Source organism: Paracoccus alkanivorans (genome assembly GCF_003697785.1).
GTDB classification, from domain to species: Bacteria; Pseudomonadota; Alphaproteobacteria; order Rhodobacterales; family Rhodobacteraceae; genus Paracoccus; species Paracoccus alkanivorans.
On the sequence record NZ_QOKZ01000016.1, the window covers coordinates 1 to 25128 of the forward strand.

At 61.6% G+C, this 25128-nt stretch carries 26 protein-coding genes; 20 read left to right on the forward strand and 6 right to left on the reverse strand.

The annotated features are described in order from the left end of the window. Positions 1-257, forward strand: a 257-nt coding sequence (locus C9E81_RS21410; RefSeq protein ID WP_279432729.1) for a formyltransferase family protein, incomplete at its 5' end; no start/stop codon positions are given. Between the two features lie 86 nt (positions 258-343). After that, positions 344-1069, forward strand: a complete 726-nt coding sequence (locus C9E81_RS21415) for a FadR/GntR family transcriptional regulator (protein ID WP_243698763.1) — start codon at positions 344-346, stop codon at positions 1067-1069. A gap of 51 nt (positions 1070-1120) precedes the next feature. Here the strand turns inward: C9E81_RS21415 and C9E81_RS21420 are convergent, their stop codons facing one another. After that, on the reverse strand, positions 1121-1654 hold the full coding sequence (locus C9E81_RS21420) for a MarR family winged helix-turn-helix transcriptional regulator (RefSeq protein WP_243698764.1): 534 nt from the start codon (positions 1652-1654) through the stop codon (positions 1121-1123). Between the two features lie 134 nt (positions 1655-1788). Here C9E81_RS21420 and C9E81_RS21425 point away from each other — a divergent pair, with 134 nt between their 5' ends. The 5 genes from C9E81_RS21425 (at position 1789) to ispG (ending at position 7711) form a co-directional block, all read left to right on the forward strand. Beyond that, positions 1789-2982 (forward strand): hypothetical protein, encoded by a 1194-nt coding sequence (locus C9E81_RS21425; RefSeq protein ID WP_122114404.1) that lies wholly within the window; start codon positions 1789-1791, stop codon positions 2980-2982. After that, positions 2982-4217, forward strand: a complete 1236-nt coding sequence (locus tag C9E81_RS21430) for a Zn-dependent hydrolase (protein ID WP_122114405.1) — start codon at positions 2982-2984, stop codon at positions 4215-4217. Before C9E81_RS21425 ends, C9E81_RS21430 begins: the two co-directional genes overlap by 1 nt. A 232-nt stretch (positions 4218-4449) precedes the next feature. Beyond that, entirely contained in the window at positions 4450-5172 is a 723-nt protein-coding gene (locus C9E81_RS21435; protein WP_122114406.1) for an SDR family oxidoreductase, read from the forward strand. A 155-nt stretch (positions 5173-5327) separates the two neighbouring features. Then, positions 5328-6464, forward strand: a complete 1137-nt coding sequence (locus C9E81_RS21440) for a fumarylacetoacetate hydrolase family protein (protein WP_122114407.1) — start codon at positions 5328-5330, stop codon at positions 6462-6464. A gap of 119 nt (positions 6465-6583) precedes the next feature. Further along, on the forward strand, positions 6584-7711 hold the full coding sequence (gene ispG / locus C9E81_RS21445; protein ID WP_122114408.1) for a flavodoxin-dependent (E)-4-hydroxy-3-methylbut-2-enyl-diphosphate synthase: 1128 nt from the start codon (positions 6584-6586) through the stop codon (positions 7709-7711). A gap of 6 nt (positions 7712-7717) precedes the next feature. Here ispG and moaA read toward each other — a convergent pair whose 3' ends face one another. Then, positions 7718-8731, reverse strand: a complete 1014-nt coding sequence (moaA, locus tag C9E81_RS21450) for a GTP 3',8-cyclase MoaA (protein ID WP_122114409.1) — start codon at positions 8729-8731, stop codon at positions 7718-7720. Positions 8732-8857: 126 nt separating this feature from the next. Between moaA and C9E81_RS21455 the strand changes: the two genes are divergently transcribed. Together C9E81_RS21455 and aroA are read left to right on the forward strand one after the other, a co-directional pair. Further along, positions 8858-9385: a hypothetical protein gene (locus C9E81_RS21455; RefSeq protein WP_243698765.1), complete on the forward strand. Its 528-nt coding sequence runs from the start codon at positions 8858-8860 to the stop codon at positions 9383-9385. Positions 9386-9470: 85 nt separating this feature from the next. After that, positions 9471-10805 (forward strand): 3-phosphoshikimate 1-carboxyvinyltransferase, encoded by a 1335-nt coding sequence (gene aroA / locus C9E81_RS21460; RefSeq protein ID WP_122114410.1) that lies wholly within the window; start codon positions 9471-9473, stop codon positions 10803-10805. 252 nt (positions 10806-11057) lie between these two features. Here the strand turns inward: aroA and miaB are convergent, their stop codons facing one another. After that, positions 11058-12398, reverse strand: a complete 1341-nt coding sequence (gene miaB / locus C9E81_RS21465; RefSeq protein WP_122114411.1) for a tRNA (N6-isopentenyl adenosine(37)-C2)-methylthiotransferase MiaB — start codon at positions 12396-12398, stop codon at positions 11058-11060. Positions 12399-12461: 63 nt separating this feature from the next. Between miaB and C9E81_RS21470 the strand changes: the two genes are divergently transcribed. The 4 genes from C9E81_RS21470 to C9E81_RS21485 are packed head-to-tail and all read left to right on the forward strand — an operon-like array spanning position 12462 to position 14390. Next, positions 12462-12800, forward strand: coding sequence for a TfoX/Sxy family protein (locus C9E81_RS21470; RefSeq protein ID WP_122114412.1), 339 nt, complete (start codon positions 12462-12464; stop codon positions 12798-12800). Between the two features lie 53 nt (positions 12801-12853). Continuing rightward, the gene (locus tag C9E81_RS21475) at positions 12854-13492 is read left to right on the forward strand and encodes a TetR/AcrR family transcriptional regulator (protein WP_122114413.1); all 639 of its coding nucleotides are present in this window, start codon (positions 12854-12856) and stop codon (positions 13490-13492) included. Then, complete coding sequence (locus C9E81_RS21480; RefSeq protein WP_122114414.1) at positions 13489-13953, forward strand: SRPBCC family protein; 465 nt, start codon at positions 13489-13491, stop codon at positions 13951-13953. Before C9E81_RS21475 ends, C9E81_RS21480 begins: the two co-directional genes overlap by 4 nt. Before the next feature lie 11 nt (positions 13954-13964). Beyond that, positions 13965-14390 carry a VOC family protein gene (locus C9E81_RS21485; protein ID WP_122114415.1) on the forward strand — a complete coding sequence of 142 codons (426 nt, stop codon included), beginning with the start codon at positions 13965-13967 and terminating at the stop codon, positions 14388-14390. A 114-nt stretch (positions 14391-14504) separates the two neighbouring features. Here the strand turns inward: C9E81_RS21485 and C9E81_RS21490 are convergent, their stop codons facing one another. Then, entirely contained in the window at positions 14505-14960 is a 456-nt protein-coding gene (locus C9E81_RS21490) for a DUF2380 domain-containing protein (protein WP_122114416.1), read from the reverse strand. 193 nt (positions 14961-15153) lie between these two features. Here C9E81_RS21490 and C9E81_RS21495 point away from each other — a divergent pair, with 193 nt between their 5' ends. Both C9E81_RS21495 and C9E81_RS21500 read left to right on the forward strand, forming a co-directional pair. Beyond that, positions 15154-16518 carry an aminotransferase gene (locus C9E81_RS21495; protein WP_122114417.1) on the forward strand — a complete coding sequence of 455 codons (1365 nt, stop codon included), beginning with the start codon at positions 15154-15156 and terminating at the stop codon, positions 16516-16518. Next, the gene (locus tag C9E81_RS21500; RefSeq protein WP_122114418.1) at positions 16518-17114 is read left to right on the forward strand and encodes a class I SAM-dependent methyltransferase; all 597 of its coding nucleotides are present in this window, start codon (positions 16518-16520) and stop codon (positions 17112-17114) included. Before C9E81_RS21495 ends, C9E81_RS21500 begins: the two co-directional genes overlap by 1 nt. 4 nt (positions 17115-17118) lie before the next feature. Here the strand turns inward: C9E81_RS21500 and C9E81_RS21505 are convergent, their stop codons facing one another. Beyond that, positions 17119-19308, reverse strand: a complete 2190-nt coding sequence (locus C9E81_RS21505; protein WP_425010681.1) for a ComEC/Rec2 family competence protein — start codon at positions 19306-19308, stop codon at positions 17119-17121. A gap of 132 nt (positions 19309-19440) precedes the next feature. Here C9E81_RS21505 and gltX point away from each other — a divergent pair, with 132 nt between their 5' ends. From gltX to C9E81_RS21520, 3 genes are all read left to right on the forward strand, one after another. Then, on the forward strand, positions 19441-20838 hold the full coding sequence (gene gltX, locus C9E81_RS21510; protein ID WP_122114420.1) for a glutamate--tRNA ligase: 1398 nt from the start codon (positions 19441-19443) through the stop codon (positions 20836-20838). A gap of 73 nt (positions 20839-20911) precedes the next feature. Further along, the gene (locus C9E81_RS21515; protein WP_122114421.1) at positions 20912-22204 is read left to right on the forward strand and encodes a citrate synthase; all 1293 of its coding nucleotides are present in this window, start codon (positions 20912-20914) and stop codon (positions 22202-22204) included. 93 nt (positions 22205-22297) lie between these two features. Further along, positions 22298-22963, forward strand: a complete 666-nt coding sequence (locus C9E81_RS21520) for an SDR family NAD(P)-dependent oxidoreductase (protein WP_243698767.1) — start codon at positions 22298-22300, stop codon at positions 22961-22963. An 80-nt stretch (positions 22964-23043) separates the two neighbouring features. Here C9E81_RS21520 and C9E81_RS21525 read toward each other — a convergent pair whose 3' ends face one another. Beyond that, positions 23044-23670 (reverse strand): J domain-containing protein, encoded by a 627-nt coding sequence (locus tag C9E81_RS21525; protein ID WP_122114422.1) that lies wholly within the window; start codon positions 23668-23670, stop codon positions 23044-23046. Positions 23671-23752: 82 nt separating this feature from the next. Here C9E81_RS21525 and C9E81_RS21530 point away from each other — a divergent pair, with 82 nt between their 5' ends. Both C9E81_RS21530 and glpX read left to right on the forward strand, forming a co-directional pair. Beyond that, entirely contained in the window at positions 23753-24004 is a 252-nt protein-coding gene (locus C9E81_RS21530) for a BolA family protein (RefSeq protein WP_122114423.1), read from the forward strand. 81 nt (positions 24005-24085) lie between these two features. Next, positions 24086-25051, forward strand: a complete 966-nt coding sequence (gene glpX / locus C9E81_RS21535) for a class II fructose-bisphosphatase (protein ID WP_122114424.1) — start codon at positions 24086-24088, stop codon at positions 25049-25051. Positions 25052-25128: the final 77 nt, after the last annotated feature.

Genomic DNA, 25128 nt, shown 5'->3' on the forward strand with positions numbered 1-25128 from the left:
GGGTGAAGCTGATCGGGGCGACCTCGCATTACGTGACGGCCGATCTGGACGAGGGTCCGATCATCGAGCAGGACATCATCCGCGTGACGCATGGGCAGTCACCCGAGGATTACGTCAGCCTTGGCCGTGATGTCGAAAGCCAGGTTCTGGCACGCGCCATTCATGCGCATGCCAATCACCGGGTTTTCCTGAACGGCAACAAGACCGTCGTCTTTCCCGCCTCGCCGGGATCGTTCTCCAGCGAACGCATGGGCTGAGGCGCGGAAACACGGCTGGATTCTCCGGCACGGGGTAAGCTATTCTTCGAACGCCCGCATGATCGGGAGCGTCAGAGGAGTGCAAGGTGCCGCCTGCCAGTCATATCACTGCGAATCCGGGGCGGGCCGAACCCGTGCTTGGGGCGACCGTCCAATATGTGATCGATACGCTGACAATGCGGATCGTGTCGCAGGAATACGGTCTGGACGAGCGTTTGCCGTCCGAGCGGCAGCTGGCGCAGGATCTGGGCGTGGCGCGCAATACCGTGCGCGAGGCGTTGGACATGATCGAGGCGCGCGGCATGATCCGCCGCCGCGCGGGAGCTGGTTCCTTCGTCATCTATGACCCGGAGGGGGCGAGCGAGTCGCTGGCCCCGGTCGCGGCGGAAACCGGTCCGCTGCAATTGCAGGTCATGCGCGGGATCATCGAGCCCGAGATGGTGCGGCTCGCCATCGTCAATATGTCGCCGCGGCAGATCGAGGGACTCGGCAAGACCCTGTCGCAGATGGAGGCCGTGCAGATCGACGCGATGGCTTTCGTGCGGCTGGAGGAGGAGTTTCACCGTCAAATCGCTGCGGGAACGGGCAATCCCCTGCTGATCGCATGCTATAATCTGGTGATCGATGCCCGCCGTCAGTCATTCCGGGCGCCGATGTATCGTCGTCACCTGACGCCGAGCCGTATCGCAACCTATCAGCGCGGCTACAATTCGCTGTTCAACGCGATTGCCGCGCGCGATATCGATGAGGCCTGCGAGTTCATGAAACTGTCCCTGATCGAGGACCAGAAGCTGCTGCTGCAGGAAGGGTAAGCGAAACCGGGTGTGTCGCGTCCGGGGGCGGGGCGACTGGAAACGGTTTGCCTAGGACGTTCTCATGGCCTCGGAATGGCACAGTCGTTGCCCTGCCGCGATCTTGCGGCACAGGTTCAGGAACGTCCGGCGTTCTTCATCATTCAACACGCCGAACATTTCATCCTGACGTTCAAGGGCTTTTTCCTTGATCTCGTTCAGCAGCGTGATTCCCGCCGATGTCGGCAAGAGGCTCTTGGCGCGCCCGTCCTGATCGGACACGATCTGATGCACCAGCCCCCGGCGCTCCAGAAGCGCCACGACCCGGCTGATCGTGTTCTGGGGCCGGGGAAACAGGTGCTGGATATCCTTGGCGCGCAGGCCGGGATAGGTGACGATAGCGTAAAGCGCGGACCAGGCATGCACCGGCATATCGTATTCGCGCTCGATATACCGGTTGGTGACCTGGTTATTGGCGAGCACGATATAGCTGACTGCCATTAGGTAGCACAGGTCCGAGGACAGCGTCTGTTCCAGCATATGCTGCATGTCCAGGGGTGTTTCGTTTTCCATGACGCTCTCTGCCATTTCCGGGGGGTTGGCCACGATCGGTTCCGCTATGCATCGCGTGGGCAATTATCCATTGCAAAATACATCCATATGGATCAGAAATTCCAGCATCAAAGATTGATCGCCTCGCGGCCGGCGGGGTTTCCAGCCCAAGCGGAGGCTTTCGAACGATGCCACAATTGCTGGCTTTTGCCATTCTTGCGCTCATTCTCTATGTCGGCGATGTTATTTCCACGCGAACAAAATCATGGCTGCCCTCGGTCTTTGTCTGCGCGGTGCTCTTCCTGTTTGGATACTGGACCTTCTTCCCCACGGATATCGTTGAAATCGCCGGCTTCCAGACTCCTATCGTGTTCCTGGCGATGTATCTCCTAATCACGAATATGGGCACATTGCTGTCCGTCGAGGAACTGATGAAGCAATGGCGCACCGTAGTTGTGGCACTGGCCGGGATCGCGGGAATCGTGGCGCTGCTGTTCACCATCGGCCTTCTGGTGCTGGATTACCAGACCGTCGTGGTGGCGACGCCACCGCTGGTCGGCGGGGTGGTCTCGTCGCTGATCATGTCGCAGGCAGCGGGCGAGGCGGGGCTGGAAAGCCTGTCGGTGCTGGCGATCCTGATCTATGTGATGCAGGGCTTTGTCGGCTATCCGCTGACCGCCGTCATGCTGAAGCGTGAAGGCAAGAGGGTGCTGTCGCTTTATCGCTCGGGCGAATGGCGGGCCGACGGAGGTGCTGCAGCAACCGATCACGGGGGCGAGACAAGCGGCCCGCCAGCGCTGTTCTCTGCGATGTCGGCGTCCTACAACACTTATTATTTCAAGTTCCTGCGCCTCGGTGTTGTCGCGCTAATGGCCTGGGGCGCCGCCGAACTGGTCAAGCCGATATTCAGCATCAGCCCCTTCGTGCTGTGCCTCGTATTCGGGGTTCTCGCGACCTCTGTGGGCTTTCTGGAACGTCAGCCGCTGCGCGCCGCGAATGCCTTTGGCTTCACGATACTGATCCTGATGGTCTTCGTCTTCGACGGGCTGAAGCGCGCCACGCCCGAGATGCTGCTTGAACTGGCCATGCCGATGGTCGGCACCATCGCCATCGGGGTTTTCGGGATGTATGTCTTTGCCTTCATCGCGGGCAGGCTGCTTGGGATGACACCGGCCATGGCCTTTGCCTGTTCGCTGACGGCCTTGTATGGTTTTCCAGCAGATTACATCATTACCAACGAGGTGGTGAACACGCTCACCGATGACCGCGACGAGCGCGAGGCGCTGACGGCGCATATGCTGCCGTCGATGCTGGTGGCGGGTTTTGTCACCGTGACCATGGTCTCGGTGGTGCTGGCCGGAATTTTCGTGGGATTGCTGTGATGACGAAATTTGCGAGAACCGAACGTATTCAGGGCTTGATCGAGGGGCTGGACCGCTTCACTGCCTCGCCCGGCAACGGCACCACCCGATTGACCTATAGTCCGGAGTTCCGCCTGGCCCGCGACTACCTGCGCGAACAGATGGAGAAAGCAGGGCTGACCGTGCGCGAGGACGCCGTCGGTAATCTTTTCGGGCGGCTGGAGGGACGGAATCCTTCCCTCGCGCCGATCCTCGTGGGGTCGCATTTCGACTCCGTGCCCAATGGCGGCAAGTTCGATGGTCCCGCAGGGGTGATTGCCGGTATCGAGACCGCCTTTCTGTTTCAGGAACACGGGCTGGTTCCCGATCGTTCCATCGAGTTCATTGCGATGATCGAAGAGGAAGGCGCCCGTTTCGGCGGCGGGCTGCTCGGTTCGCGCATACTGACGGGCAAGGTGGATACGGACAGCCTTGCGGATTTGCGCGACGATGATGGAATATCCATGGCGCAGGCGATGCGGGAATACAGGCTGGACCCGGCAAGGGCAGGGGAGGCCGTGCTGGCACCCGGTGCCGTTTATGCCTTCCTGGAGCTGCATATCGAACAGGGCCCTGTATTGGAGACGCATGGCGAAGATGTCGCCATCGTTGACCGCATCGTCGGACTGTCTCAGTTGAAAGTGACGATCAGGGGGCAGGCGGGCCATGCGGGGACGACGCCGATGAATGCCCGGCGGGATGCGCTGGTCGGGGCGGTTGCCGTGCTGGCCGAACTACCCGATCTTGCCCGCAGCATCGGGCAGGATGCGGTGCTGACCGTCGGCAAGCTGGAGGTTCTGCCCGGTGGCGCGAATGTCATCCCCGATCAGGTGGCGTTCACCGTCGATATCCGGGCCCCCAAGGAGGAGGTGGTGCGGGAACTGATTGCTCAGACCCGCGCCGTGGTCGAAAAGGCGAATGGCAATGGCTTGACCAGCGAGGTGGAACTGCAGCTTTTCGCGCAACCCACCCTCTTGTCCGCAGAGATCCATGCCGCATTGTCGCGGCACGCGGAGAGGCTGGGGCTGAAAAGCCGGGTGATGGTCAGCGGCGCGGGACATGATGCGATGATCATGGCCGGTTTCACGCCAACCGGTCTGATATTCGTTCCAAGCCGCAATGGTATTTCGCATGCACCGGAAGAGTGGACGGATTATGACCAGCTTGCCCGGGGTATCGACGTCGTATTCGAGACCGTGAGGGAGATGGCTGGCTGAAACTTGACCGGTTCGTACTTCGGAAAAACTTTCCAAGCCGCGCGAACCACATATCGGCGCCCCGGCCGGGGTTGCCGGGGTCGTCAGTCTCTGTAACATCTGCAGCCATGTGACAGTCTGTGTGAGGCCGAAAGCCTGCTGTGATCGCATCTTGACTGTCGCTGCATGGGTTGAGGAGGCCGGGGTTCATCGGCCTTCGGGCATATCCATGCCAACGGAGTGAGGAGACAGGATGACCGACCTATCTGCAAAGACCGTCCTGATTACCGCTGCCGCGCAGGGAATCGGGCGGGCCACCGCCATGGCCTTCGCGCGGGCGGGCGCAACGGTGCATGCCACCGATATCAACGAGGCCGGCCTTGCGGGGCTTGACGGAATCACGACGCATCGTCTGGACGTGACGGATGGCGCGGCGGTGAATGCGCTGGTGGCAGGGATCGGCAGGATAGATGTGCTGTTCAACTGCGCGGGTGTCGTGCATGGCGGCACGATTCTCGAGATGTCCGATGACGAGTTCGAATTCGCGCTGGACCTGAACGTCAAATCCATGATCCGCACGATCCGCGCCGTCCTGCCGGGCATGATCGAGCGGGGGGAGGGTTGCATCCTGAACATGAGTTCGGTCGCAAGCTCGATCAAGGGTGTGCCGAACCGCTTCGCCTATTCCGCCACCAAGGCTGCGGTCCTGGGCCTGACCAAGTCCGTCTCGGCGGATTTCGTCACGCGGGGCATCCGCTGCAACGCCATCTGCCCCGGCACTGTGCAATCGCCCTCACTGGATGAGCGGCTGGCTGCAACGGGGGATTACGACAAGGCGCGGCGCGATTTCATCGCCCGTCAACCAATGGGCCGTCTTGGCGCGCCCGAGGAAATCGCCGATCTCGCCGTATATCTGGCGGGGGCCGACTACACCACTGGGCAAGCCGTTTGCATCGATGGCGGCTGGACGATCTGAGGACGCCTTGAAGCAGGCTGCCTGATCGATGCCTCTTCCGAATTGTCCGAGATTGACCCACTATGTAAGGCAGCGTCCACGGAGCAGCCGGCAGGCGCGGCAAAATCAGTAAGGCAACACGTTTGCAACCCAATTTCAGCGGATATGGAAAAGCTATGATTGACGATCTTTCCGGAGTTTGGCTCGGCCGCGTCTGGCTGCCAGAGGTGAACGGCCCTGCGGTGGTCACGCTGCGCGGCGGCGAATTGATCGATATCACGGCGAAGGGGGCGGCGACGGTTTCGGAGATCTGCGAAAAGGATGATCCGGCGGGGTTTGTCAGGAATGCCGGAGGCAAGAGCCTCGGTAATCTGGACGAGATCGCGTCTGCGCATCCGGGCGATTTGTCAAAATGCCATCTTCTTGCTCCTTGCGACTTGCAGGCGGTCAAGGCCTGCGGTGTGACTTTCGCACGCTCGATGGTCGAACGCGTGATCGAGGAAAAGGCTGGCGGCGATCCCGCCCGGGCAGAAGCGATCCGCGAACGCATCGGCGCGGCCATCGGGGACAGCCTGCGTAATATCCGTGCGGGCTCCGAAGATGCGACCCGCGTAAAGGAGGCGCTGATTGCCGAGGGGCTCTGGTCGCAATATCTGGAGGTCGGAATCGGTCCGGATGCAGAGGTGTTCTCCAAGGCGCCGGTGCTAAGCTCTGTCGGAACCGGGGCAGAGATCGGCCTGCATCCGGTCTCGTCATGGAACAATCCCGAACCCGAGGTGGTGCTGGCGGTTTCCTCGGACGGGAAAATCGTCGGGGCGACATTGGGCAACGATGTCAATCTGCGCGATGTCGAGGGCAGATCCGCGCTGCTGCTGTCGAAGGCCAAGGATAACAATGCCTCTTCGGCGATCGGGCCAATGATCCGTTTGTTCGACGAGAGTTTTTCGCTGGACGATATACGCCGCGCCGAATTGACGCTTACGGTGGAAGGAGAGGATGGATTCGTGCTGAACGGCCATTCCTCGATGTCGCAGATCAGCCGTGATCCCCAGGATCTTGTGAGCCAGACGATCGGGCGCCACCATCAATATCCCGACGGTTTCATGCTGTATCTTGGCACGCTCTTTGCCCCGACCGAGGACCGGGATATCGAAGGCGAGGGCTTCACCCACAAGATGGGCGATATTGTCACCATTTCCGCACCCGGCCTTGGGGCGTTGCGGAACACCGTGCGCCTGTCTACGGATTGTGCCCCGTGGGTCTTCGGGATCTCGGCCCTGATGAAGAATCTTGCTGCCCGCGGTCTGCTGTAGCGGGCACGGCAAGGATTCCGGGCCGCATTGCCGGCAAGGGGAGATCATCACAGGGCCGTGCGATGGTTGTCGTGTCGCGCCGGATAGCTTATCTGCAGGGGCGAAACCCGGAGGCTGTCATGTCGCTGAACCCGATCCGTCCATGGCGCAATATCGAGCGGCGGAAATCCCGCCAGATCATGGTGGGCTCTGTGCCGGTTGGTGGCGATGCCCCCATTTCGGTGCAGACGATGACCAATACCGATGGCCATGACGTCAAGGCCACATTGGAGCAGGTGATCCGTGCCGCCGATGCGGGTGCGGATATCGTTCGTATCTCGGCACCCGATCAGGAGACGACGCGGGCACTTAAGGAAATTTGCCGCGAAAGCCCGGTGCCGATCGTTGCCGACATTCATTTCCACTACAAGCGTGCCATCGAGGCGGCAGAGGCGGGTGTGGCCTGCCTGCGGATCAATCCGGGCAATATTGGTAGCGCCGATCGCGTGCGCGAGGTTATCCAGGCCGCCCGCGATCACGGTTGCTCGATGCGGATCGGGGTGAATGCCGGTTCCCTGGAAAAACACCTGCTGGAGAAATACGGCGAGCCCTGCCCGGATGCCATGGTCGAGTCGGGCCTGGACCACATAAAGATACTGCAGGACAACGACTTCCACGAATTCAAGATCAGCGTGAAGGCGTCAGATGTATTTCTTGCCGCGGCCGCCTATCAGCAACTTGCCGAGGCGACCGACGCGCCGATTCATCTGGGTATCACCGAGGCGGGCGGTTTCGTTGGCGGCACGGTGAAATCGGCTATCGGGCTGGGTAATCTGCTGTGGATGGGCATCGGCGACACGATCCGTGTCAGCCTCTCCGCCGATCCGGTCGAAGAGGTGAAAGTCGGTTTCGAGATCCTGAAATCACTGGGTCTGCGGACGCGTGGGGTGCAGATCATTTCCTGCCCCTCCTGTGCAAGGCAGGGCTTCGACGTGATCAAGACGGTCGAGAAGCTGGAACAACGGCTGGAGCATATCAAGACGCCGATGAGCCTGTCGATCATCGGTTGCGTGGTGAACGGGCCAGGAGAGGCGCTGATGACCGATATCGGCTTTACCGGCGGCGGCGCGGGCAGCGGTATGGTCTACATGGCCGGGCGGCAAAGCCACAAGATGAGCAACGAGCAGATGATCGATCATATCGTGCAACTGGTCGAGGATCGCGCTGCGAAGATCGAGGCGGAGGCGGCCGCGACAGCGGCCGAGTAAACCGTTTTACCCGCCTGTATGGCTCATGTGCCGGGACATCTGGCCCGCCACCGTCTGGCGTGAATAGTCGAAATCATGTCCCTTGGGCTTGCGGGCGATGGCGGCCCGGATGGCTTCGCGCAGCGCCGTATCGTCCTGGGAGGCGCGCAGGGGCGCACGCAGATCAGCACGGTCCTCTTGCCCGAGGCACATATACAACTCGCCCGTGCAGGTGACGCGCACGCGGTTGCAACTTTCGCAGAAATTATGGGTCAGCGGCGTTATGAAGCCGATCTTCTGGCCAGTCTCTTGCAGGAGAACATAGCGGGCCGGGCCTCCGCTCCGCTCTGCCAGGTCGATCAGGGTAAAGCGCTCGGCCAGCCGGGCGCGCAGATCGTTCAGCGGCCAGTACTGATCAAGCCGATCCTCATTGCCCAGATCGCCCATTGGCATGACCTCGATGAAGGTCAGGTCGTGACCCTCGTCGCCGCACCATTTCACCAGATCGAACAACTCCGAATCGTTCACGCCCTTCAAGGCCACAGCGTTGATCTTGACCCGCAACCCGGCGGCCTGTGCGGCCCGAATCCCGTCCAGCACCTGCGGCAGGCGACCCCAACGGGTGATCCTGGCGAATTTCTCGGCGTCCAGCGTATCCAGCGAGACATTCACCCGTCGCACGCCGCAATCGACCAGTTCGCGGGCGAAACGACTAAGCTGGCTGCCATTGGTGGTCAGGGTCAACTCGTCCAGCCCTTGGCCGAGATGCCGCGACATTTGCTGGAAAAAACCCATGATGCCGCGCCGGACAAGCGGTTCTCCGCCGGTAATGCGCAGCTTGCGCACACCCAATCCGACGAAAACCGAACAGAGCCGGTCCAGTTCTTCGAGTGTCAAAAGCTCGGCCTTGGGCAGGAACTGCATATGTTCGGCCATGCAGTAGACACAGCGAAAATCGCAGCGATCCGTCACCGATACCCGCAAATAGGTGATCGGCCGTGCGAATGGGTCGATTAAAGGTGCCGGCGCTGCATGGTTCATGAGGCCAATCTAGTTATTTCGCATTTGATGCACAAGCTTCCGCCGATCACGCGAGCGCTTGTGGACGTCGCAAGCCATCGCGGGCTAATCTGTGCGCGAGTTTGAATTTCGAGGAGTGATCTTTCCATGAATATGTTGAAAGCCGGCCTGGCCGCTAGCCTTTCCCTGACGGTTCTGGCGGGGTGCGACCCTTCCCGGATGGGCTCGACCACGACCGACCGCCCCTCGGGAACGATCGAACCCGGCGAGGTAGAGACGCAACTGACCAGCGAACAGCTCGCCGCCGTCACCGCGGTTACCCGCGCGCCTTCGCCCAGACCCGCTGCGCGGGCAACCCCGGATCAATTGGACACCACCACGGCAGAGCAGAAAGCCGCAGCGGCCAAGGCCCCGGAAACCGCGGAAACCAGGTTGGGCACCACGGTCGCTTCCCTGGGGGATCCGACCGAAGGAGGTTTCTGGATCAAGACTCCGCTGGTCAAGTCGCGCGGCGTGGGCCGGATCGTGAACCCCGCGAACGGCAAATCGGCGAAGGTCGATCTGATTCCGCTGGATGGCCCGGCCAGTGCGGGAAGCCAGGTATCCTTGCCCGCATTGCAACTGATCGGAGTGTCGCTGACCGATCTGCCGACGATCGAGGTATACCAGTCCTGAAGAAACAGGAACGATATCCGGCGTAATCCGTTTACGGGCCCGGATGTCAGCGCTAAAAGGCGGGCGCAATCATAGAGGTGCCCCGATGTCACATTCCTCCGAACCCCGTCCCATGACCTCTCGTCGCGGGGATCCCCTGAACGGTGTGGCGCATGTGCCCGGCGACAAGTCCATCAGTCATCGTGCGCTGATTCTCGGCGCGTTATCTGTGGGCGAGACAAGGATCACCGGACTGCTGGAAGGGCAGGATGTGCTTGATACAGCCAAGGCGATGGCGGCGTTCGGTGCGCAGGTAGAACGGCTTGGACCGGGCGAATGGTCGGTGCATGGTGTCGGTGTCGGGGGCTTTTCCGAACCCGGGAGTGTCATCGATTGCGGTAATTCCGGAACCGGCGTCCGGCTGATCATGGGGGCGATGGCCACAACGCCGATCACGGCGGTTTTTTCCGGCGATGCCAGCCTGTCGCGCCGCCCAATGGCCCGTATCACAACGCCCCTGTCGCAATTCGGGGCACAGATCACCGCCCGTGAGGGCGACCGGCTGCCGATCACAATTCAAGGGGCTGCCGATCCGGTGCCATTGCATTACCGGACTCCGGTTGCCAGTGCGCAGATCAAATCGGCGATTCTTCTGGCGGGGCTGAACGCGCCGGGCGAAACGGTGGTGATCGAGGCAGAGCCTACCCGCGATCATTCCGAGCGTATGCTGGCCGGGTTCGGTGCCGAAATCCGGACGGAGGTAACGGATGAAGGCAATGTGATCACGCTTGTCGGCCGGCCCGAACTGCGCGCCCAGCCTGTGGCCGTGCCGCGGGATCCGTCCAGTGCCGCTTTCCCGGTGGTGGCTGCCCTGATCGTGCCGGGCTCAACCATCCGAGTGCCCGGGGTCTCCCGTAACCCGACGCGTGACGGGCTTTATGTCACCTTGCTCGAGATGGGTGCGGATATCAGTTTCGAGAACGCGCGCGAGGAAGGAGGAGAGCCTGTCGCAGATCTTGTTGTGCGCCACGGCCCGCTCAAGGGCGTTGCGGTCCCTCCCGAACGTGCCGCGAGCATGATCGACGAATTCCCGATCCTGTCGGTGATCGCGGCCTTTGCCGAGGGCAAGACGGTGATGAACGGGGTGGCCGAACTGCGCGTCAAGGAGAGCGACCGGATCGACGCGATGGCGCGCGGCCTTAGGGCCAATGGCGTTACCGTGGAGGAAACCCGGGACAGTATGACGGTGCATGGAATGGAGAAGGTTCCAGGTGGAGGCATGGCGGCCACCTGCCTGGATCACCGGATCGCGATGTCATTCCTTGTCCTGGGCCTGGCAACCGAGGATCCGGTCATGGTGGATGACGGCAGTCCGATTACCACCTCGTTTCCCGATTTTCTGCCATTGATGCAGGGGCTGGGCGCGACAATGGACGTTTAGCTTGTCTGAAAAGACGCAATCGCGTGGCTGTTCAAGGGTCTGCCTTCACCTTGAACCCGGGTTTCGGGCGGGTGCTGGCATGGTTCCATCGGATTGAGGCGCGTAGACCCTTGGAACTCAGGCAGGCGCAGAGACCATCGCATTTCATGCCCCGATGATGACATGCCCGACTGAGGACGGGTAGCTTCAGTCGGGCATGGGGCTACTGGGCAAACCATTCGAAAGCGGTTGCCAGCCGCCGCATGGCACGCATCACGCCGCCAACTCACCCCGTAGTGAATTGGGCGCGCTTTCGACGATGCGGACCTGCACGAGGTCGCCGATCTGGGCATCCGGGGCATTCACGAAGACCGAATGCAGGTAATCCGATTTGCCGACCATCTGGCCATCGATCCGGCCCGGTTTCTCGAACAGCACACCGAGGGTTCGCCCGATCATGCTTTCCTGCGCCGCTTTTTGCTGGCGGGTCAGCAAGGCCTGTAATTCCTGCAGCCGGGCATCGGCCACCGCGCCGTCAACCTCGGCCCGTTCATAGGCCGGCGTGCCGGGGCGGGGGGAATATTTGAAGCTGAAAGCGGTGCCGAAACCGACCTCTTCGATCAGGCGCAAAGTGTCGGCATGGTCCTGATCGGTCTCGCCGGGGAAGCCGACGATGAAGTCGCTGGTCAGCATGATATCCGGGCGAGCCTCGCGGATACGGTCGATCAGGCGCAGGTATTCGGATGCCGAATGCTTTCGGTTCATCGCTTTCAGGATCCTATCGCTGCCCGACTGCACCGGCAAATGCAGATAGGGCATCAGTTGAGGCACGTCGCGATGCGCCTCGATCAGGTCATCGGCCATGTCATTGGGATGGCTGGTTGTGTAGCGGATACGGTCCAGCCCCTCGATTTCGCCAAGGGCGCGGATCAGCCGACCGAAACCCCATTCGCGACCGTCCCCGCCTGCCCCATGCCAGCCATTGACGTTCTGGCCAAGCAGGGTGATCTCGCGCACCCCACGCTCCACCAGGTCGCGGGCCTCGCGCAGGATGCGCTCCACCGGGCGGCTGACTTCGGCACCGCGGGTATAGGGGACGACGCAGAAGGCGCAGAACTTGTCGCAACCCTCCTGAACGGTCAGAAAGGCTGCCGGGGCGCGGCGGGTGGCGCGGCGCTGGGGCAGGTGGTCGAACTTGTCCTCCTCGGGAAACTCGGTGAGGATTCTGGGTGCCTCGCCGCGCAGCATCTCGGGCAGGCGGTGATAGGTCTGCGGCCCCACCACCAGATCGACCAGCGGCATCCGGCGAATGATTTCTTCGCCCTCGGCCTGTGCCACACAGCCCGCCACGCCGATCTTGAGATCGGGCTTTTCGGCCTTGAACGGCTTGAGCCGGCCCAGGTCGGAATACAGTTTTTCTGCCGCCTTTTCACGGATATGGCAGGTATTCAGCAGGACCATGTCAGCCTGGGCCTGATCCTCGGTCAGTTCATAGCCTTCGGCGCTCATGGCCTCGGCCATGCGCTGGCTGTCATAGACGTTCATCTGGCAGCCATAGGTCTTGATGAAGAGCTTTTTGGCCGCCGGGGCGGTTTTGCGGGCTTGGTCGGTCATGCCGTGCTGTCCTTGAGATCTGCGCGCTGATACAAGAAAGCGGGGCTTTTGGAAAGATATGCCATGACGAGCGATCTGACGGATGTGCCAAATATCGGACCTGCGACGGCGCGGGCGCTGATTGCTGCGGGAGTTCCCGATTCGGCTGCGCTACGCGGGATCGGTGCGCATGAGGCCTATCGCCGTTTGCTGATGGCGGGCGAGAGGCCGCATTTCATCGGCTACTACGTGCTGCATATGGGTCTTCAGGGCCGCCCCTGGAATGACTGCAAGGGCTCCGAGAAGGATGCGCTTCGAGTGCGCTTTGATGCATTGGTGGGCGAGGTCAGGGGCACGCCGCTGTCGGGGATCGAGGCGGAGCTGGATAAGATCGGATTGCGACCAACTGACCGGGTAACGTGAGATGTGAAGAATTTTTCTTGACATAAATACCGACCGGTTGGTATTTATACCTCATGTCAAGACCAACCAAACATGATCCCGAGCGGGGCGATGCGCGCACAAGGCTGCTGGAGGCAGCGCGTGACATCGTCCGCACACAGGGTTTCGCCGCGACCAGCGTCGACCAGCTCTGCCGCGCGGCGGGGGTGACCAAGGGCGCCTTCTTCCATCACTTTGCCAGCAAGGAGGCGTTGGGGGTGGCCGCTGCGGAATACTGGGCAGAAACTGCCGGGACGCTGTTTTCCACAGCACCTTATCACGATCACGCAGACCCGCTGGACCGCGTGCTGGGCTATGTCGATTTCCGCCGCGAGATCATCGCGGGAGATATCGGAGAATTCACCTGCCTGGTCGGCACGATGACGCAAGAGGCCTATGCATCGCATCCCGCGATCCGCGAGGCCTGTGCGGCGGCGATCTTTGATCACGCTGCTACACTGGAGCCGGATATCGCAGCGGCGATGAAGGCGCGGGGAATCGTGGGCGAATGGACGCCCACCAGCCTTGCCGCCCATACTCAGGCGGTGCTGCAGGGGGCTTTCATCTTGGCCAAGGCGGCGGACGACCCGGCCGTTGCCATCGACAGCGTCGATCACCTGAAACGCTACCTGACACTTTTGTTTCAAACTCCGTCCAAAGGGAGGACGACATGACTGATACTGGCAATGATCTGATTTTGGACCGCTTTCTCGAAGCGCCGCGTTCCGCGCTTTGGCGCTGCTGGACCGAACCGAAGCTGTTGGAGCAGTGGTTCTGCCCCAAGCCGTGGTTCATCACCGATCCGGTTCTGGACCTGCGGCCGGGCGGTGAGTTTTCATGCGTGATAAACGGACCTGAAGGGGAAAAATTTCCCAATATGGGTGTATTTCTTGAGATCGTCGATGGACGCAAGCTGGTCACGACGGATGCCTTTGCGCCCGGCTGGCGGCCGCATGGCCGGCCCTTCATGGCTTCGGAAGTAACCTTCGAGGATGCGGGAGATGGCCGAACCCATTACGTCGCCCGCGCCATGCACTGGAGCGAGGAGGCCCGCAAGGAGCATGAGGAAATGGGATTCCACGACGGTTGGGGTAAGGCCGCCGATCAGTTGGAAGCCTTGGCGAAGACACTTTGAGGGAGAACAAGATGCAACCGACTATTTATCTGTTTTTCAGGGGAAGCTGCCTTGAGGCGATAACCCATTACGCCGAAACCCTTGGTGGCGAGATCACCGGCGTTTTCCGCAATGGCGATGCTGAACCGGACCAGCGCATGCCGGGCGGCGATGATATGGTGATGAACATGGCGATGAAGCTGGGCTCATCCATGGTCATGGCCTCGGACAGCCCGGACGAGATGTATGACCGTCCGCAGGGCTTTTATGTCCACATCGAAACCCCGTCGCGAGCCGAGTTCGACCGTGTTTTTGCGGCATTGTCGAAAGATGCCGAGACGGTGGCGATGGCGCCGGCAGAGACCTTCTGGGCCGAGCGGTTCACCATGTTCCGCGATCGGTTCGGCACTCCCTGGATGCTGAGCTTCACCGGATCGAAAGCGCAAGGCAACGGCTAACGAATGTTGCCAGTTGCATCTGGTGCAGCGACAGGATGTTGGAGATGGCCGGGCTGTTCCCGATGCGGGTGACGACACACAATATCCGAACTTTGTGCTGGAAGCTGCCGCAGCTTAATCACCGGCGTCGCGCATCTGTTCGGCCAGGAAACGGCCAGCGCGGCGCCATGCTTCGTCATTGTCGCCACGGAAATTCAGATCGCGGCTGGCGATCAACTCGCCCGTTTCCACATCCACAAGGTTGGCGAAGATTTGCAGGATCAGTGTGCTGGTCTTTTGCACCACCACGAAAACGGCCCGCTCGGCTTCTGTCTCGCGGGCCAGAAGCATCAGGCATTCGGTCGTCTCGGGCTGGCAACCGGCGATCGCCTGCTTGCCGATCAGTGCCGCCCCGTCAAGTTCCGACTGCAGGATCTCGGCCAGGATGTTCAGGCGCCGCTCATGCTCGGCTGTCTGATCCCGAGCTTCCTTGGATGTATCCAGCAGTTTGACCGGGAATATGGCTATTCCGTCCGCACTGGCGAACAGGGGCAGCACTGCGGCAAATCCCGCGAAGATGGCCTGACGCATGATCGTTCCTCCCCGCACAGGTTAGGCGGGGCGAATGAAAAGCGGCAATCGGCAATTCGTCTTGCATTACCGGCGTTTTGCCCGCATCGCGCAGATCCTGCCGGCATTTTACCCATGCTGTATTTCTGGCCATTGAACGCGCTTTGCCGCCCGGATAGCCTGACCGCAAATCTGTCCTACGGAAGGCAATACCATGAACAAGCCGCAAAGCTGGGAAGCACGCGCCGACGAATTCTCCATGTATGGGTTCACCGACCTGCCGAGCGTGCATGAACGCGGCGCGGTCATCGTGACCCATGGCGAGGGCCCCTATGTCCATGATGTGAACGGCAAGCGCTATCTCGATGCCAATTCCGGGCTTTGGAACATGGTCGCGGGTTTTGATCACAAGGGGCTGGCCGAGGCTGCGAAGGCGCAATATGACCGCTTTCCCGGCTATCACGCCTTTTTCGGGCGAATGTCCGACCAGACGGTGATGCTGTCGGAAAAACTGGTCGAGGTTTCGCCTTTTCCGCGCGGCAAGGTATTCTACACCAATTCGGGTTCCGAGGCGAATGACACCATGGTCAAGATGCTGTGGTTCCTGCATGGCAGCGAGGGTAATCCGAAGCGCCGCAAGATCCTGACCCGCTGGAACGCCTATCACGGGGTGACGGCGGTTTCGGCCAGCATGACAGGCAAGCCCTATAACGAGGTTTTCGGCCTGCCCTTGGACGGCTTCATCCACCTGACATGCCCGCATTACTGGCGGTTTGGCGAGGAGGGCGAGAGCGAAGATCAGTTCACGCAGCGCCTTGCCCGCGAATTGGAGGAAACCATCCAGCGCGAAGGCGCCGATACCATTGCGGGTTTCTTTGCCGAGCCGGTAATGGGGGCGGGCGGGGTGATCCCGCCGTCAAGGGGATATTTCCAGGCGGTGCAGCCGGTCCTGAAGAAATACGGTATTCCGCTGATCTCGGACGAGGTGATCTGCGGCTTCGGGCGCACTGGCAATACCTGGGGCTGCGAAACCTTTGGTTTCGTGCCCGATGCGATCATCAGTTCCAAGAACCTGACCGCCGGGCTGTTCCCGATGGGCGCGGTGATCCTTGGGCCTGAACTGGCCGACCGCCTGCAGGCGGCTGTCGAGAAGATCGAGGAATTTCCGCATGGTTTCACCGCTTCGGGACATCCGGTCGGTTGCGCCATCGCGCTCAAGGCTATCGACGTGGTGATGAACGAAGGACTGGCCGAGAATGTCCGCCAGCTCGCCCCGCGGATGGAGGCCGGTTTGCAGGCCATCATGGATCGCAGCGAGCATATCGGGGAACTGCGCGGTATCGGCTTCATGTGGGCCCTGGAAGCGGTGAAGGACAAGGCGACCAAAACCCCGTTCGATGGCAGCCTGTCGGTCAGCGAGCGTATCGCCAATACCTGCACCGATCTGGGGCTGATCTGTCGTCCCCTGGGCCAGTCCATCGTGCTTTGCCCGCCCTTCATCCTGACCAAAGAACAGATGGACGAGATGTTCGACAAGCTGGAGCAGGCCCTGAACAAAGTCTTTGCCGAGGTCGCGTGATGGGTCCTGCATTACGCATTTATGCCGAGAATGCGGCGGCACTGGCGGCGCGATGGGAAAGCTATCCGGTCTCGGAGCCCTTCGCGCCGGTTGCCGATCTGTTTCCGGCCTCGCCTTGCCGTGTGGCGGATATCGGCGCGGGACCCGGGCGGGTCGCGGCCTGGCTTGCGGAGCAGGGGCATGATGTCGTCGCCGTCGAGCCGGTGCAGGAGTTCCGCGACATGGCCGGGTCTATCCATGCAGGGGTGACATGGCTTGATGACAGCCTGCCGGATTTGCAGGCGCTAAAGACGGAGCCTGCCTGTGACCTGCTGCTTTTGTCCGGCGTCTGGCATCACGTGGACCCCGATGCCCGCGATCACGCGATGGCATCGATGGCTGCCTGCCTGCTGCCCGATGGCCGGATCATCATGAACCTGCGCCATGGACGGGACGATCCCGCGCGTGGCCTTTTCGATGCGGATCCCGTCCGGACAATTGCAGCGGCGGAGCGGGCCGGGCTGCGAGTGCTTGCCTCTCGCAAGACCGATTCGATCCAGAAGCATAACCGCGATGCGGGGATAAGCTGGACATGGCTGTTCCTGGGAAGGGATTGAGCGGTCAGCCCGGAGACCGGTGCGCCTCTGCCACTGTCCGGATCCTCGGGCCGCTTTGGTCGAAGTCGATAGCGACGGCACCAGTGTAACGCAGGGCGTAAAGGTCGAATAATAGGCAGTTCTGTGCGGTGTTCGTCAGGCCGGTTCGTTCGGTCGCGATGATAATACGCTTTGGTTTGCAGGCCATGGCTGCCTTTGCGCCGGCGCCCTTGCCGGTGAAGTGCCAGACCTGCCATCCGTCAGGCAGTTGGGCGTGCCGTTGTCTTTTATCGCCCGACCAGCCGGGCCGTTCGGCGGACAGTTGTTGCGTGGCGGGATCACCGTCCTCCCTGAGCCAGGTTCGGACGGTAAAGCTGCCGCCTGCGGGCTTGGACAAGGCCCGGCCCTGCGGTGTCATCAGCCCCGCCGCCTCACCCTGCGGCGCGATCAGCAGCAGGGGCCGCCCGGGATTCAGCCAGATCATGGCCGCAGCGACCAGCATTCCCGCACCTGCGAGAAAACCCGTGGACAGAAGCGATGGACGGCGCAAATCATCCCCGGAGCGCCAGCACAAAACCGCTAGCACGGCTCCGAATCCCATCAGGGGAACGGCTGGCCCGGGGGGGATTATGATCGGGGTCACGGCTCCACTCAATTCCGCGATGAACCCGGCCACATACAGCATCCATGCCGTGCCCTGTCCCATCACCCACAAGGCCGGTCCGGCCAGCCCCAAGGGTGCCAGCAGCGCGGCGATCACTCCGGCGGGCATGACCAGAATGCCCATTACCGGCACCACGAGCAGATTGGCGAGCAGCCCGTAATGGGCCATTTGATTGAAATGCGCCGCCGCGATAGGGGAGGTCGCCAGCCCCGCCACCAGCGAAGTCGTCAATAGCATCGCGGCTGGACGCAGCCAGAATGGCAGGCGTGATGAGACGCGCGACCACGGGCCATATACGAGGATGAGCGCGATGGTCGCGGCAAAGCTCATCTGGAATCCGGGAGAAACCAGGGCTTCAGGGCTATAGATCAGGATGATCGTCGCGGCCAATGCAACGGTGCGCAGAGAGATCGCCCTGCGATCCGCTAGAATTGCGCCCAGCATGACGGCCACCATGACAAAGGCACGCTCGGTCACCACACCTCCGCCCGAGAGCCAGAGATAGATCGCGGCAGCGAGCATGGCGAGGAGAGCGGCGATCTTGTGGGCAGGCAGGGCGAGACCTGTGCCCGTTGCCTGCACCCCGATCACCGCATAGCGCATGGCAGCATAAACAAAGCCGGCCAGCATTCCCATATGCAGCCCCGAGATCGAGATGATGTGGTAAAGATTCGACGCCCGCATGATCTTGTTGGTGGCCTCAAAGATACCTGATCGGTCGCCGGTCATCAGCGCCGCCGCGACCGCGCCTTCCTGTCCGCCGATCCGCTGCTGGATCTGCGCACTGATGGCCATGCGGGCGCGATGCATCTTCCAGCTGCCGCCTTCGGGCGGGGCAAGGCTGGCGGCAGGCAGGCGAGAATAGCCGACGGCGCCGATGCCGGAAAACCACGCATGCCAGCGAAAATCGAAACTGCCGGGAGAGGCGGGGCCGGGTGGCGGACCCAGATGACCGGTCACCATGATCCGCTGACCGAGTTCGGGCAGATTCCCCGTTGCCTCCTCCATCAGCGAGATACGCACCCGGCGCGGGGTGCGCTCGGCGGATACGTCCTCCAGCCGGACCTGATCCAATGTCAGCCGAATCCGGTCGCGGGCGGAACGGTCGATCTGCATTAGCTGTCCCTCGATCGGCCCGTAATAGCGCCATTGCAGGATCGGGGCAGAGACATGGGCCGAGCGCAACCCCATCAGGCAGCCTCCGGCCACTACCAGGGCGAAAGCCAATCCGCCGAGATGCAGCATATCTGCGAGACGCCAGCCGATCCTGCTGCGCTCGGCAAGCGGGGCGGCGATGCGCGATGCCAGGGCCGCCATCGCCCCCGCCGCCATCCACGCCGACCATTGCCGCCAGTCCGGTGCTTCCGGCAGGGCAAACCAGGTAGAGATTCCCGCTGCGAGGCACACCGGCACCCAGGGGAATAATCCCGCCCGGCTCGCTGCTGCCGGGCGGGATTGACGCGCAGTCGGATGTCGGACCGCCTTTGCCCGGGAAGGAGCAAAACCCGGAAGCGGAACCGACGCGACTGGCGCCGAGGGAACCGGCCTGATACCGGCAGGAGCAGTCATTCTTGTCCTTTCCGGGGCGGTTCTCTATCTCTGCATCCAAATGTGGCATGGCCGGATTACCAAATCTTTAACGCGGCCCTGCCGGTCCCGAAAATTCATCATCAGGAACTTCCGATGTCCGACTCCGCTCAGATCGTTACCCGATTTGCTCCTTCGCCGACCGGTTATCTACATATCGGCGGGGCACGAACGGCCTTGTTCAACTGGCTTTATGCCCGGGGGAGGAGAGGGAAATTCCTGTTGCGGATCGAGGATACCGACCGCGCCCGCTCGACACCCGAGGCAACTGCGGCGATCCTGAAAGGGCTGGAATGGCTGGGGCTGGACTGGGACGACGAGCCGGTCAGCCAGTTTGCCCGCAAGGACCGCCATGCCGCTGTGGCCCGCGAGATGCTGGACAAGGGCAAGGCGTATAAGTGCTTTTCGTCTACCGAGGAAATCGCCGCGTGGCGCGAGGATCATCCTCGCCAGCCTTTTCAGAGTCCGTGGCGCGACGCCACCGATCTGCCGGATGCGCCCTATGCCATCCGGCTGAAGGCGCCGCGGACGGGTGAGACGGTGATCGAGGATGCGGTGCAGGGCGCGGTAAGGGTCGCGAATGATCAGCTGGACGATATGGTGCTGTTGCGCAGTGACGGCACGCCGACCTATATGCTGGCCGTGGTAGTGGATGATCACGATATGGGTGTGACCCATGTGATCCGAGGTGATGACCATCTGACCAACACGGCCCGCCAGATCCAGATCTATGATGCAATGGGTTGGGCGCGCCCGGTTTTCGCCCATATCCCGCTGATTCATGGCGAGGATGGCAAGAAGCTGTCCAAGCGCCACGGTGCGGTGGGGCTGCATGAATTCGCCGCGCTCGGCTATCCTGCGGCCGCGATGCGGAACTATCTGGCGCGGCTTGGCTGGAGCCATGGCGACGACGAGTTGTTCGGCGATGCCCAGGCCCGCGAATGGTTCGATCTTCCTGGCATTGGCCGCGCACCCGCGAGGCTGGATTTCAAGAAGCTTGAACATGTCAGCGGGCATCATATCGGAGAGACGGAAGATGCTGCGCTTCTTGTTGCGATAGAGGAATTCCTCGCCGAAACCGGTGCGGAGCCGTTGACGCAGCGCCAGAAGGAACGGTTGCTTCCGGCCTTAACGGTTCTGAAACAAAAAGCCCGTACATTGCCCCAACTGCTTGATCAGGCAAGGTTTGCGTTAATCGAAAGGCCCGTTGACATTGATGACAAGGCGGCGAAGGCGATGGATTCGGTATCCCGTGGTATGCTGAAATCATTGACTGCCGCGCTGCAGCATGCTAGCTGGACGCGAGACGAGCTGGAGCAGGCTGCCAAGACTATTGCCGAGGAAAACGGCGTCGGATTGGGCAAGCTCGCGGGCCCCTTGCGGGCTGCTCTGGCCGGACGAACCGCCACCCCAAGCGTGTTCGACATGATGACGGCGCTAGGCCGCGAAGAGTCGCTGGCCCGGTTGCACGACCAGACGGAATTGGCAGGCTGATGCCTGCTCTCACTTGCCGGGGTCTGTCGCGCATTTTCGCGTCAGGCCCGGCTCAGCCGGAAAGGACGTTTTGATGGCCGATTCAAAGACTGCCACACTGCGACTAAACAACGCCGAATACGAATTGCCGGTTCTCAGCCCGACGCAGGGACCCGATGTTCTGGATATCCGCAAATTGTACGGACAAGCGGATGTTTTCACCTATGATCCGGGGTTCACTTCGACCGCGAGTTGCGATTCGACGATCACCTTCATCGATGGCGACAAGGGAGAGCTGTGGTATCGCGGTTACCCGATCGAGCAGTTGGCGGAGAAATCGAACTATCTCGAAGTCTGCTACCTGCTGCTTTACGGTGAGCTGCCGACCGCGGAACAGATGAGCGATTTCGAAAATCGCGTCACGCGGCACACCATGGTGCATGAGCAGATGCACAATTTCTTCCGCGGGTTCCGTCGTGACAGTCACCCGATGGCAACGATGGTCGGTGTGGTTGGCGCAATGTCGGCCTTCTATCACGACTCGACCGATATCGGGGATGAATGGCAGCGCGAGGTGGCCGCGATCAGGCTGATCGCCAAATTGCCGACCATCGCGGCGATGGCCTATAAATACTCGATCGGCCAGCCCTTCGTCTATCCCAATAACGAGCTGGATTACGCCTCGAACTTCCTGAACATGTGCTTCTCGGTTCCGGCCGAGAAATACCAGATCGATCCGGCGCTGTCGAAAGCGATGGATCGAATCTTTACCCTGCATGCCGATCACGAGCAGAACGCCTCGACCTCGACGGTGCGTCTGGCCGGATCCTCGGGCGCGAATCCCTTCGCCTGTATCGCGGCGGGGATTGCCTGTCTGTGGGGGCCGGCCCATGGCGGTGCGAACCAAGCCTGCCTGGAAATGCTGCGCGAAATCGGCAATGTCGAGCGTATTCCGGAATTCATCGAACGGGCGAAGGACAAGGACGATCCGTTCCGCCTGATGGGCTTTGGCCATCGGGTCTACAAGAATTTCGATCCGCGCGCCAAGGTGATGAAGGAATCGGCAGACGAGGTGCTGGATCTTCTGGGCATCCACAACAATCCGACATTGCAGGTCGCCAAGGAACTGGAGAAGATCGCACTGGAGGACGAGTATTTCGTCTCGAAGAAGCTTTATCCGAATGTCGATTTCTATTCCGGCATCATCCTGGAGGCGATGGGTTTCCCGACCTCGATGTTCACGCCGATCTTCGCGCTGTCGCGCACGGTGGGCTGGATCGCCCAGTGGAAGGAAATGATCAGCGACCCGCAGAACAAGATTGGCCGTCCGCGCCAGCTTTATGTCGGCAGCGACAAGCGCGAGTATGTCGACCTGAACAACCGCTGATCTCCGGTTACAAGTATTTGGAAGGCTCCCTTCGGGGGGCCTTTTCATTTGCCGCCCTTGCGCAGGCCGGAACCCGGTGGCATTGGGATGGTCATGAGTGATCGGGAACAGATGGACGCGCCCAGGCTGGCGCTGGTGACGGGAGCCTCTCGTGGGCTTGGAGCGGCCCTGGCCGAAGGGCTCGCGGCACGCGGATATCATGTGCTGGCAGTGGCGCGCACGGTCGGAGGGTTGGAAGAACTGGACGACCGCATCCGGGCGGCGGGTGGATCGGCGACCCTGGCGCCGATGGATGTTGCCGAGGCAGCGGCCATGCAGCAATTGACCGACGCGATATCGGGACGCTGGGGCGGGCTTGATCTGTGGGCGCATTGTGCAATCCATGCCGCACCCCTGTCACCTGCTCAGCATATCGACGGCAAGGACTGGTCGAAATCACTGCTTGTTAATGCCGAGGTCACGCGGGGGCTGATCGCGCTGCTGGAGCCGTTGCTGCTTGCGCGCGGCGGCACGGCGATGTTTTTCGATGACCCGAGATCGGGCGAGAAGTTCTTCGGTGCCTATGGTGCCAGCAAGGCGGCCCAGATCGGGCTGGCGAAAAGCTGGCAGGCCGAAACGGTGAAAACCGGACCGCGCGTAATAATTGCTCGGCCGGCGCCGATGCCTACTGCCGTGCGGGCGCGATTCTTCCCCGGCGAAGATCGCACGGCGCTGACTCCCTGCAAATCCGAAGCAGAGCGGATCCTGGCGGAACTGTAGCACCGGATGGGGCGCGTCCCGCGAGGACTGGGGGGCAATGCCTGGAGCAGTTTCGGCGTGAGCCGGGTAACTGAATGGCGTCAGTCGCGGAAATTGCGGCTGTCCTTGACCTGGTCCCAAGCCCAGACCACTTCGGCCAGCCGGTCTTCATCCGAACGGTCGCCGCCATTCATGTCGGGATGCAAATCCTTGACCAGAGATTTATATTGCTTGCGGATTTCGGCCCGGGTCCAGTTGTCCTTCGCTTCCAGAATCTCCAGAGCCTTGCGCTCGGTGGGCGGCAGCTTGCGGCTGATCTTGGCCCGCGCCTCGGGCGAGGTGCCGTTCGCGCCAAGGATCTCCAGCGGATCGCTGACACCGTGACGCGCCCATGCCTGTTCCTTGGCGGCACGTCCAAAGGGCTTGGTCGGTCGTTCCCATACCGTTGCGTTATCCAGGAACTGCTGGAACTCCTCCTCGCTCTGGCCTTGGAAATAGTTCCAGTTCTGGTTGTATTCGCGCACATGCTCCTTGCAGAACCAGAAGTAATCATCCAGGTTCCTCGGGTTTTTCGGCGCACGATATTGCCCCGGCTCGTTACAGCCCTGCTTATCGCAGATGCGGGTCGATGTTTCGAATGCACCCGACATCCCACGCCGGCCCTTGGCCCGGCGCTTTTTGTCCTTGGCGGCGGAAATGTCGAAACCGAACGGGTCGTTACTGCTCATGGTTTGGGACACCTTTGCGACTCGGAGGCAGCAGTTTAGGCTATTTCGAGCGACATGGAAGGTCTTGAAGGAGAATGTGCGGATGATTGCGGATGAAATGCGCGAGAGGCTGGCGGTGCTGAAGCCGTCCCGGCTGGAAGTGATCGACGAAAGCGAAAGCCATCGCGGCCATGCCGGATATCGCGATGGCGGGCAGAGCCATTTCCGCATCCGCATGGCCAGTTCCTCTTTCAGCGGGTTGAGCCGGCTTCAGCGGCATCGTCTCATCCACGAGACACTGGGCGATATCATGCCGCGTATCCATGCGCTTGCGCTGGAACTCGCGGAAAGCTGAACCGTTAGCGCCGTCAGTCTTGCCCCTGCGATGGGCGCCGCGTAGAAGCCGGGCGAAGCGACGATATCGAGGGGGCCAGAGATGAGCACGCGCAAGGATTTCAACGACAGGCTGTTGTCACTGGGGCTGGCGCGCGTGAGCGAAGCGGCGGCGCATGCCTCGGCCCGGCTGATCGGGCGCGGGGATGAAAAGGCCGCCGATCAGGCCGCCGTGAATGCCATGCGAGACCAGCTGAACATGCTGGATATCAAGGGCGTCGTCGTTATCGGCGAGGGCGAGCGCGACGAGGCGCCAATGCTGTATATCGGTGAAGAGGTCGGCTCGGGGAATGGTCCCGAGGTGGATATTGCGCTGGACCCGCTGGAGGGTACGACTCTGACGGCCAAGGACATGCCGAACGCTCTGACGGTGATCGCCATGGCCCCGCGCGGGACCCTCCTGCACGCGCCGGATGTCTACATGGACAAACTGGCCATCGGGCCGGGTTATCCGAAGGATGTGGTGAGCCTCGATATGAGCCCGGCCGAGCGCGTGCGAGCGTTGGCACAGGCGCGTGGCTGCCGGGACAGCGATATCACCGTTTGCATCCTGGAGCGCCCCCGGCACGAAGAGATGATCGCCGCGGTCCGCGAAACCGGCGCCGCGATCCGGCTGATCACCGATGGCGACGTGGCCGGGGTGATCCATACAGCCGAGGCCGAAATGACCGGAATCGACATGTATATGGGCAGCGGCGGCGCGCCCGAGGGCGTGCTGGCGGCATCGGCTCTGAAATGCATGGGCGGCCAGATGTGGGGGCGGTTGCTGTTCCGTAACGATGACGAAAGAGGCCGCGCCGCCAAGGCCGGCATCACCGATCTGGACCGGATTTACTCGCGCGATGAATTGGTGACGGATGATGTCATCTTCGCGGCCACGGGCGTGACCAACGGCTCGATCGTGGCGGGCGTCAAGCGCGAGCCGCATTATCTGCAGACCGAGACTATCCTGATGCGGTCCAAGACCGGCTCGGTCCGGCGGATGATCTATCGCAACCCCATCCGGTGACGCGGTAAAAAAAGGGGGGCGCCGCCCCCCATCCCTTCGGGATTCCCCCGGAGGTATTTTGACAAAGAAGAAGGGGC

What these genes read in the sequence shown, in the direction of transcription:
- moaA (WP_122114409.1), bottom strand. Translation starts at nt 8,731, where the DNA reads ATGAACCATGCAGCGCCGGCACCTTTAATCGACCCATTCGCACGGCCG.
- C9E81_RS21430 (WP_122114405.1), top strand. Translation starts at nt 2,982, where the DNA reads ATGACGAAATTTGCGAGAACCGAACGTATTCAGGGCTTGATCGAGGGG.
- C9E81_RS21515 (WP_122114421.1), top strand. Translation starts at nt 20,912, where the DNA reads ATGGCCGATTCAAAGACTGCCACACTGCGACTAAACAACGCCGAATAC.
- C9E81_RS21455 (WP_243698765.1), top strand. Translation starts at nt 8,858, where the DNA reads ATGAATATGTTGAAAGCCGGCCTGGCCGCTAGCCTTTCCCTGACGGTT.
- C9E81_RS21525 (WP_122114422.1), bottom strand. Translation starts at nt 23,670, where the DNA reads ATGAGCAGTAACGACCCGTTCGGTTTCGACATTTCCGCCGCCAAGGAC.
- C9E81_RS21435 (WP_122114406.1), top strand. Translation starts at nt 4,450, where the DNA reads ATGACCGACCTATCTGCAAAGACCGTCCTGATTACCGCTGCCGCGCAG.
- C9E81_RS21530 (WP_122114423.1), top strand. Translation starts at nt 23,753, where the DNA reads ATGATTGCGGATGAAATGCGCGAGAGGCTGGCGGTGCTGAAGCCGTCC.
- miaB (WP_122114411.1), bottom strand. Translation starts at nt 12,398, where the DNA reads ATGACCGACCAAGCCCGCAAAACCGCCCCGGCGGCCAAAAAGCTCTTC.
- C9E81_RS21520 (WP_243698767.1), top strand. Translation starts at nt 22,298, where the DNA reads ATGAGTGATCGGGAACAGATGGACGCGCCCAGGCTGGCGCTGGTGACG.
- ispG (WP_122114408.1), top strand. Translation starts at nt 6,584, where the DNA reads ATGTCGCTGAACCCGATCCGTCCATGGCGCAATATCGAGCGGCGGAAA.
- C9E81_RS21475 (WP_122114413.1), top strand. Translation starts at nt 12,854, where the DNA reads ATGTCAAGACCAACCAAACATGATCCCGAGCGGGGCGATGCGCGCACA.
- C9E81_RS21425 (WP_122114404.1), top strand. Translation starts at nt 1,789, where the DNA reads ATGCCACAATTGCTGGCTTTTGCCATTCTTGCGCTCATTCTCTATGTC.
- C9E81_RS21470 (WP_122114412.1), top strand. Translation starts at nt 12,462, where the DNA reads ATGACGAGCGATCTGACGGATGTGCCAAATATCGGACCTGCGACGGCG.
- C9E81_RS21490 (WP_122114416.1), bottom strand. Translation starts at nt 14,960, where the DNA reads ATGCGTCAGGCCATCTTCGCGGGATTTGCCGCAGTGCTGCCCCTGTTC.
- C9E81_RS21485 (WP_122114415.1), top strand. Translation starts at nt 13,965, where the DNA reads ATGCAACCGACTATTTATCTGTTTTTCAGGGGAAGCTGCCTTGAGGCG.
- aroA (WP_122114410.1), top strand. Translation starts at nt 9,471, where the DNA reads ATGTCACATTCCTCCGAACCCCGTCCCATGACCTCTCGTCGCGGGGAT.
- C9E81_RS21480 (WP_122114414.1), top strand. Translation starts at nt 13,489, where the DNA reads ATGACTGATACTGGCAATGATCTGATTTTGGACCGCTTTCTCGAAGCG.
- C9E81_RS21440 (WP_122114407.1), top strand. Translation starts at nt 5,328, where the DNA reads ATGATTGACGATCTTTCCGGAGTTTGGCTCGGCCGCGTCTGGCTGCCA.
- glpX (WP_122114424.1), top strand. Translation starts at nt 24,086, where the DNA reads ATGAGCACGCGCAAGGATTTCAACGACAGGCTGTTGTCACTGGGGCTG.
- gltX (WP_122114420.1), top strand. Translation starts at nt 19,441, where the DNA reads ATGTCCGACTCCGCTCAGATCGTTACCCGATTTGCTCCTTCGCCGACC.
- C9E81_RS21500 (WP_122114418.1), top strand. Translation starts at nt 16,518, where the DNA reads ATGGGTCCTGCATTACGCATTTATGCCGAGAATGCGGCGGCACTGGCG.
- C9E81_RS21495 (WP_122114417.1), top strand. Translation starts at nt 15,154, where the DNA reads ATGAACAAGCCGCAAAGCTGGGAAGCACGCGCCGACGAATTCTCCATG.